General features: G+C 68.8%; 7 protein-coding genes and 1 pseudogene. 5 read left to right on the top strand and 3 right to left on the bottom strand.

Features of this window, described 5'->3' with window-relative positions; translation table 11 throughout:
* The 4 genes and pseudogenes from AB0L65_RS36015 to AB0L65_RS36000 all read left to right on the top strand — a co-directional run.
* Positions 1–399, top strand: a pseudogene (locus AB0L65_RS36015) (hypothetical protein); the annotation flags it as partial.
* A 36-nt stretch (positions 400–435) separates the two neighbouring features.
* Positions 436–1,569: a hypothetical protein gene (locus AB0L65_RS36010; protein WP_364254722.1), complete on the top strand. Its 1,134-nt coding sequence runs from the start codon at positions 436–438 to the stop codon at positions 1,567–1,569.
* A 524-nt stretch (positions 1,570–2,093) separates the two neighbouring features.
* Complete coding sequence (locus AB0L65_RS36005) at positions 2,094–3,332, top strand: glycosyltransferase (protein WP_364254719.1); 1,239 nt, start codon at positions 2,094–2,096, stop codon at positions 3,330–3,332.
* Positions 3,333–4,096: 764 nt separating this feature from the next.
* Positions 4,097–4,399 carry a hypothetical protein gene (locus tag AB0L65_RS36000; RefSeq protein ID WP_364254716.1) on the top strand — a complete coding sequence of 101 codons (303 nt, stop codon included), beginning with the start codon at positions 4,097–4,099 and terminating at the stop codon, positions 4,397–4,399.
* A gap of 193 nt (positions 4,400–4,592) precedes the next feature.
* On the opposite strand, the gene AB0L65_RS35995 is transcribed toward AB0L65_RS36000, so the two are convergent.
* A complete protein-coding gene (locus AB0L65_RS35995; RefSeq protein WP_364254713.1) occupies positions 4,593–4,994 on the bottom strand; it encodes an RICIN domain-containing protein in 402 nt (133 codons plus the stop codon).
* Between the two features lie 107 nt (positions 4,995–5,101).
* Positions 5,102–5,338, bottom strand: coding sequence for a DUF6457 domain-containing protein (locus AB0L65_RS35990; RefSeq protein WP_364254710.1), 237 nt, complete (start codon positions 5,336–5,338; stop codon positions 5,102–5,104).
* 69 nt (positions 5,339–5,407) lie between these two features.
* On the opposite strand from AB0L65_RS35990, the gene AB0L65_RS35985 reads away from it, so the two are divergent.
* Entirely contained in the window at positions 5,408–5,578 is a 171-nt protein-coding gene (locus AB0L65_RS35985; protein ID WP_364254707.1) for a hypothetical protein, read from the top strand.
* A gap of 100 nt (positions 5,579–5,678) precedes the next feature.
* On the opposite strand, the gene AB0L65_RS35980 is transcribed toward AB0L65_RS35985, so the two are convergent.
* On the bottom strand, positions 5,679–6,698 hold the full coding sequence (locus AB0L65_RS35980; protein ID WP_364254704.1) for an alpha/beta hydrolase: 1,020 nt from the start codon (positions 6,696–6,698) through the stop codon (positions 5,679–5,681).
* Positions 6,699–6,884 lie beyond the last annotated feature (186 nt).

Raw genomic sequence — 6,884 nt, 5'->3', positions numbered from 1 at the left:
CCGAACGCGTTCGCGACCGGAAGAAGCCCTCGCAAGGCCGCGGTGTGCGTGACGTACGGCCTGACCAAGCTGCTCGATGAGGCCGAGCTGCGCGCCGACCCCGACCTGATGAGGACGGAGGCGCACCAGGGCGGCGGTGAAGAACGGGACGATGGCCATGCCGTTCCCGGCCCCGCACTCCCGGAGCGCCGCCGGCAGCGGCCACGGGTACGCGCCGGGGCTCGTGGCCTCGTAAACAACGAGGGCGCCGAGCACCCGGCGAACAGCGTCGCGAGCCCGCCGAACATGATCCGCCCCTGGTTGCCGCGCGCCCTCGCGGCGCGGTGCGCACAGAAGCAACAATCTGTGAAGCGTTCGGCATGCATAACGCGTAACGCTAAATATTCTGCGTTGGACTAACGCTAAATAATTTGATCTTGATGTAGGCTGGCGGGCATGATCGAGGACGAGGCCGGACCGGCCGCGCCTGGGACGGCGCCCGGTGGCGAGCTGCGCTGCGGCAATCCGGCCTGCGCCGAGCTGTGGGCCACACCCGACGGACTGCCCCGACTGCTGGAGTACGCCGGCGTCGGCCGCAAGCCCAAGCACTGCTCCCGGCGATGCACCAACGCCGCCAGCAACGCGCGCAAGCGCTCCTCCGACCAGCGCCGCCAGCAACTGCAGGCCACCTTCGCCGCCACGGTGGCTGAGCACCGCCCCGCCCTGCACGCCTACGCCGAGACGGTCAGCGCCCAGCTGGCCACCGAAGTCGCGCTCCTGCAGCGCATCGAGAGCGAGCTGCTGGCCCAGGTCGCCGACCTGGAGGAGCAGCTCGAGGACGAGCGCTCGACTGCGACCGCGGCCGAGCAGCAGGCCACCGCCGCCGATCAGCGCACCCGAGCGGCCGAGCAGCGCGCGGCCTCAGCCGCCGAGCTGACCGAGGCCGCCGAACGCGCCGCAGCGCAGGCCCGCACGGCCCAGCGGGACGCCGACGAGCGGGCCCAGGCCGCCGAGCAGCGCGCCGACGAGGCCGAACGGCTGGCCATCGCTGATCGGGCGCGCGCCGACCAGGCCGACCAGCTGCGCGCGGAGGCGGCCCGGCAGCACGCCGACGAGCTACGACAGCTGCGCGCCGGGCACGACGAGGCCCTGGTCCGGGAGCGGGAGCGAGTCTCCACCGCAGAACGTGAACTGGCCGCCCTGCGGGAGCGCCACCACGCCACCGCCGAGGAAGCCCAGCGGCAACGCGAACGCGCCGACGGCGCGCAGGCCGCCGCCGAGCAGGCCCGCACCGAGACCGCCACGGCGCGCGCGCAGCTTGAGGCTGCCGAGCGACGCAACACCGACCTCACCCAGCAGGTGGTCCAGGCCCGCCACGCGGAAAGCGAAGCCCGCGACCTCGTGGTGATCCGCAACAGCCGGATCGAGGCCGCCGAACGCGAACGGGACAACGCGCGCGCCGACCATCGCTCAGCCGAACAGCGCGCCGAACAACTGCAGACGAACCTGAACCTGCTCCTGCAGCGGCTCCCCTCCCCCGCGGCCGAGCCCGACACCCCGTCCCCCGCCGAACCCGACCCGGCCGGATGATGACCGACGACGGAAGCACACCACCGGACACTGGGCACCATGTCGGCCGAGCACGGACAACGGCATCACGCTCATCGCCTGCCGGACGCCTGGCCGCGGGAGGAATTCACCTGGGCAGGCAGGCCGCTCGTCGCGTCCCTCGCCGACGTGAGCGCGGTGTTCGACGACGCGGGACGGCGCGCCGTGATGCTCAGTGTCCGGAGCGGCGATAGCCAGCCTGGCTACCCCGAACACGCCGCTGCCCAAGGCCCACTGGCCGCCACACTGCCGACCGGTACCTCAGGCCCTCTGCTCGGGTCCCTGCGACCAGCTCCAAAGTAGTTGTGGTTATCCACGGGCTGCCGCACGATCATGGCGAGACGGAGGAGGCCACCTACTGGGCGGCGAAGCAACAAAGGGCAAGGGGAATATCCACTCCCTGCCACTACCAACCTATAGCGCATGGGGGGACTTGCCACAAGGCCCCGGTCGTACCGCACAATCACCCTTCGGCACCGGAACGCACGGAGATCGGGGACTGCGGAATGCGCGTTGTGTTGGTGACCTACGGGTCCCGCGGGGACGTCGAGCCGATGACGGGGCTGGCGGTGCGGCTACGGGCGCTCGGCGTCGAGGTGCGGGTGTGCGCACCGCCGGATTTCGCGGAGCTGCTGGACGATGTCGACGTGCCGCTGACTCCCCTCGCCTGGCCGATCCGCGCGCTGGCGACGGGGGCGATCCCCGGCAAGGCGAAGGCGGGTCTGTCCGACATCTCCGCCGAGCTGACCGCCATGGCCTACGGGACGGTAGCCGGGGTGGCCGAGGGTTGCGCCGCGGTGGTGGCCACCGGCTCGTTCCCGGCCCTGGCCGGTACGCGGACGGCGGCCGAGAAGCTGGGCGTGCCCTATCTGTTCACGTCCTTCTCCCCGTGTTACCTGCCGTCGTCGCATCACCCGCCTCTCCGCCGGCCGGGCCAGGTGATCCCCCCTGAGGTGACCGACAACCGAGGGCTGTGGGACCTGCACGCCGAGAACATGGAAGCCCTGTTCAGCGACACGATCACCACCCACCGGGCCTCGATCGGCCTGCCGCCGGTGAGCGGCGTCCGCGACCACGTCTTCACCGACCACCCGTTCCTGGCGGCCGACCCGGTCCTGGGCCCGTGGCAGGAGACGCCGGAACTCAACGTGACGCAGACCGGCGCGTGGATCCGGCCGGACGGACGCCCGCTCCCGGCCGGTCTGGAGGCGTTCCTCGCCGCCGGTCCGGAGCCGGTGTACGTGGGCTTCGGCAGCATGCTGGTACGGGGCGCGAACGCGCAGGAGGTCTCCCGGGCCGTCATCGAAGCGGTCCGGACGCAGGGTCGCCGCGTCCTGCTCGGGAGCGGCTGGGCTGACCTGGCCCTGATCGACGACCAGGACGACTGCTTCGTTGTCGGCGAGGTCAACCAGCAGGCGCTGTTCCGCCGGGTGGCCGCGGTCGTGCACCACGGCGGCGCGGGCACCACGACGACGGCGGCCCGTGCCGGGGCGCCGCAGGTGATCGTGCCTCAGGTCGCGGATCAGCCGTACTGGGCGGGCAGGGTGACCGAGCTGGGCATCGGTACGGGACACGACGGTCCGACGCCGACCGCCGAGTCCCTGTCGGCCGCACTCGAGATCGCCCTGGCCCCGGAGACCGGTGCCCGCGCGGCCGTCGTGGCCGAGACGGTCCGCACCGACGGGGCGGAACAGGCCGCGAAGCTTCTGCTCGACATGATCGGCCGGAGCGGGTCCGCAGGCTGATCCCCAGAGATTACACAGGTAGGCACCCCGCCGGTTTGCGCGTGCCCGCGGCCGGGCCGGGACATGACGAGCATCGGAACGAAAAGTCCCGTCAGCGGGGACTGCGCTGTCGGCCGGGGTCGGTTTCGGCGGCGATGCGGGCAGCATAGGCACGGTACGATTTGCGCTCGGCTGGTCCGGCGCCGTCAGCAGGGGCGGCGCTCTACTCCAGCGCGGCCTGGTGGAGCGCGGGTGGAACCGTGAGACGGACCGGATAGCCGCGGCAGATGACTCGTCCGGATGCGAGGGCCCCGCGAACGGCCTCGCCGCCGACGGCACGCAGATGGTCGACCAGCAGACCGGCCAGGTTGTGGACCAGCCAGCGAGCTCAACTCAGGAACTGTTGCTCACCAGACTCCGCCACACCCACGTCACCGAACTCATCAACAACGGCATCTCCATCGAAGCCGACGCAGTGCTCGGTCTGACGCCCGCATCCAGCGCTTCGGCGGCTACACCACCGACGAGGTCGCCCACGGACCTGAGCCGTTCCACGCCCGCCACCACTGGTCAGGATCTTCGCGATCGAGCTTGTCCGCGCTGGCCGCGCTTGAGGAGGTGGAGCACGGTCGCCGCGACACTGTCGTGTTGTCGGATCGCTGACGACCGGCGTCCCTGAAAGTTCTTCAAAGAAGTCCGGGAGGCGGTGTCGGATCGGGGCGGTGTTCGTAGCAGGGGTGAGGCCGCCCGCAAGGGGGCGGCGCGAAGGCAAAGGAACCGCGATCATGAAGCTGACGACCGTGACTCAGGTCACCATCGATGGAGTGATGCAGGGAAACGGCGGCGCGTCGGAGGAGGACCGCAGGAACGGATTCGAGCGCGGCGGATGGGCCTTCGAGGAGGCCCATGCAGAAGGGATGAACGGCGCACGCGCCAGCTGCTACCGCGCCACGGCTGCCGCTGCCAAGGAACGCCGACCATCTCCCTGGTGCTCACCGCGCTTGCGGGACAGGGCCGCGAGCCTCGCGCTTATGGTTGCCCGGTTCAGCACCGCGCCTTACATCCTTGACAAGATCATCTCGCTCTGACCTGCGAAAAGGGACCAAGAACCCAAGACAACGATTGCAGGCTGACCAGGGACGCCTCCCGTGTCCTGTCAGCCGTCCCCGAACGCGCCGCCCGCCCAACGACCGGCCAGGAGCCCGTCATGACCTCGCTCGGTCAGTTGGCAGCCTGGCGCGGCGCCTAAGCCCCGGGGATCAGACAGGACCAAACGCTCCCTTAGGTCTCTTCCAAGATCCAGACTTGGCTGTTGCCCTTGCGTGCCCACAGCTGGACTACTGTGTCGTCGTCACGAGAACCATCTTTTACGTGGGCGTGCAAATCAATGTCGGACTGGATTTGCAAACGGCACCCTCCTAGGTCGTCGGAGATATGCCACAGGACTTTCTCCTCCGCAGTGCGAAGTGCGCTTCCCAGTCCTTCACCGTCGTGACCAAGGTAGCGGCCAGACTGGATGTTCCGAAGCCACCACCGCTGGCGGGGGCCATCCCGATTCGCCTCCCACTTCTGATTATCGCCGCCGTTGCGCCCCCACGCTCTGACCCAATGGTTGTCTTGGTTCTCATCCAGGCACGTGTCGGTGTTCTGGTTCACCAGCACGTAGACGCCGCCTTCATGCATGTAGATGTCCTTTCCGAACCACAGGTCGAGGCGAGGCAGCCGAGCACAATCGGCCGCAATCCAACCATGTCAGGGGCATGTTGATCAAGCTAGGGTCTGCCCCGTCATCACTGAGGCGGCTTGGAGCCCGGAGGCGGACCGGCCGACCGGCTCCCGCATCGCTTCCGGCCAGGTCGGCCTGGTGGAGAGGTGGACGCCACCAGGAACGTGGTCAGCGGCCCCGCCAGCGATTCCCCCGCCTGGGCGGCATCCCGAGCCACGTCGAGCAGGAGTCCGAGGTCCACATCCGGGTCGATCCCGAGCTTCTTCAGCCGCCGCAAGGTGCTTTGAGCGCCGGCCAACATGCCTTACGTGCCCGACAAGATCATATCGCTCTGACCTGCGAGAAGAAGCAAATACCCAAGATAAGGATTGTGCGACCGGAGCCCGCCGCGACGAAAGCGGCACTCTGGCTGAAGTTCATCGGGGTCAAGGAGGTCCATACGCTGGTGGTGGACGGCACGACGTGGGGCGGGAATGAGAAGGGCGAGGAGAAAATCGCGCTCGGTCAGGAGGAGGCAAGAAAATTGGCGGCGGATTTCTGAGCTTGATCTTTAACGTTGCCGGCGATGACAGTGATGAAAGTTCAGCCGGCAGCCTCTGAGGCCGAGGTTGGCGGGGCCAAGGCGGTGCTCGGTGCCAGCATCACGACCGCGACTCGGCGACCTGGCTGGTGAGCCAGGACTCGATGTGCTCGTTCACCGCGTGCGGTTCCTCCATCTGGAGCCAGTGCCCGGCCGGAACGGTGGCCTCGGTGAGATCTGGGCAGGTGGATCGCATCGCGTTGAGTGCTGCGGGGCTGCGAAGGTCGGGGACCTGGTCGTAGGCGGCGCCGATGAACAGCACCGGTAGCCGGAGCACGCGACCGCCCGGTGCCGCGTCTGCGTAGCGAGCGTTCACCCCGTGGTTGAGGTAGTAGCCGGTGGGTCCGCCGAACCCGTTGCGCGCCAGGGCATCGGTGAGGTCGTGAAAGTCGCGCTCAGTCAGGACGGTGGTGCTCAGCGGGGTGTTCGGGGCGCTCGAGGCACCGCCGAACCAGCCGCCTTCGCGAGTGATCGCGGATGTCGGTGCGGGCCCGGTGTGCTCTGCCGGGTCGCTGCGGCGGAAGAGCGCCTTGACCGTGTTGCCTGGGGCCGACTCGAAGACGGACGCCGCGTGCTCGGCGTGTCTCTCGTAGTAGGCCATGTAGTCGAACTGGCCGTACGGGTTCGTGTCCTGTGGGTATCGGTCGCGGTCGACCATCGCGAGCAGGCCGTCCCACCCGCGTTCCAGCGTGCCGAATGGGACGGCTAGCGTGGCTACGGCGACACACCGCTCAGGGAAGTGCGCGGCGAGGTTCCAGACTGTGGGGCTTCCCCAATCGTGTCCGATCCAGACAGCCTGCCGGCGCCCGAGGTGGTCCAGCAGGCTGAGCATGTCGGCGACGACGAGCTCCTGCCGGTAGGCGGCCGGGTCGTCATGAACGGTGGAGTCACCGTAACCCCGCATGTCGGGTGCGACCACTCGGTAGCCCTGTGCGGCGAAGTACCCGAGCTGGTGCCGCCACGTCGAGGCAAGCCCCGGCCAGCCGTGTACGAACACCAGCACAGGACCGTTTTCCGGCCCGGTTTCGAGGTAGGAGGTGGTGTGCACGGGCGTGACGAGCGTATGTCTGAACGTGTTCACGATGCCTCCGCTTTGTGCGCTGCGCAGGCGTGTTACTGCGTCGGAGCGTCTACTTCCCGGCCTGAACTGGGATAAGCCCATACGCACAGCCATCTTCGCCGGCCGAGCTCGGCGAGACTGACGCGACGGCAACGCCAACGGCCGCGAACAGCTCCTGACCCAGCCCGCAGGACCGTCAACTCACAG

Source organism: Nonomuraea sp. NPDC052116 (genome assembly GCF_040680035.1).
In the GTDB taxonomy this organism is placed as follows: domain Bacteria; phylum Actinomycetota; class Actinomycetes; order Streptosporangiales; family Streptosporangiaceae; genus Nonomuraea; species Nonomuraea angiospora_A.
Note: the sequence above shows the minus strand (reverse complement) of the source record. Positions and strands in the feature narration are given on the sequence as shown.

Excerpts from the sequence above, each read along its gene's own strand:
- AB0L65_RS36010 (WP_364254722.1), top strand. The coding sequence starts at position 436 with ATGATCGAGGACGAGGCCGGACCGGCCGCGCCTGGGACGGCGCCCGGT.
- AB0L65_RS36005 (WP_364254719.1), top strand. The coding sequence starts at position 2,094 with ATGCGCGTTGTGTTGGTGACCTACGGGTCCCGCGGGGACGTCGAGCCG.
- AB0L65_RS36000 (WP_364254716.1), top strand. The coding sequence starts at position 4,097 with ATGAAGCTGACGACCGTGACTCAGGTCACCATCGATGGAGTGATGCAG.
- AB0L65_RS35995 (WP_364254713.1), bottom strand. The coding sequence starts at position 4,994 with ATGCATGAAGGCGGCGTCTACGTGCTGGTGAACCAGAACACCGACACG.
- AB0L65_RS35990 (WP_364254710.1), bottom strand. The coding sequence starts at position 5,338 with ATGTTGGCCGGCGCTCAAAGCACCTTGCGGCGGCTGAAGAAGCTCGGG.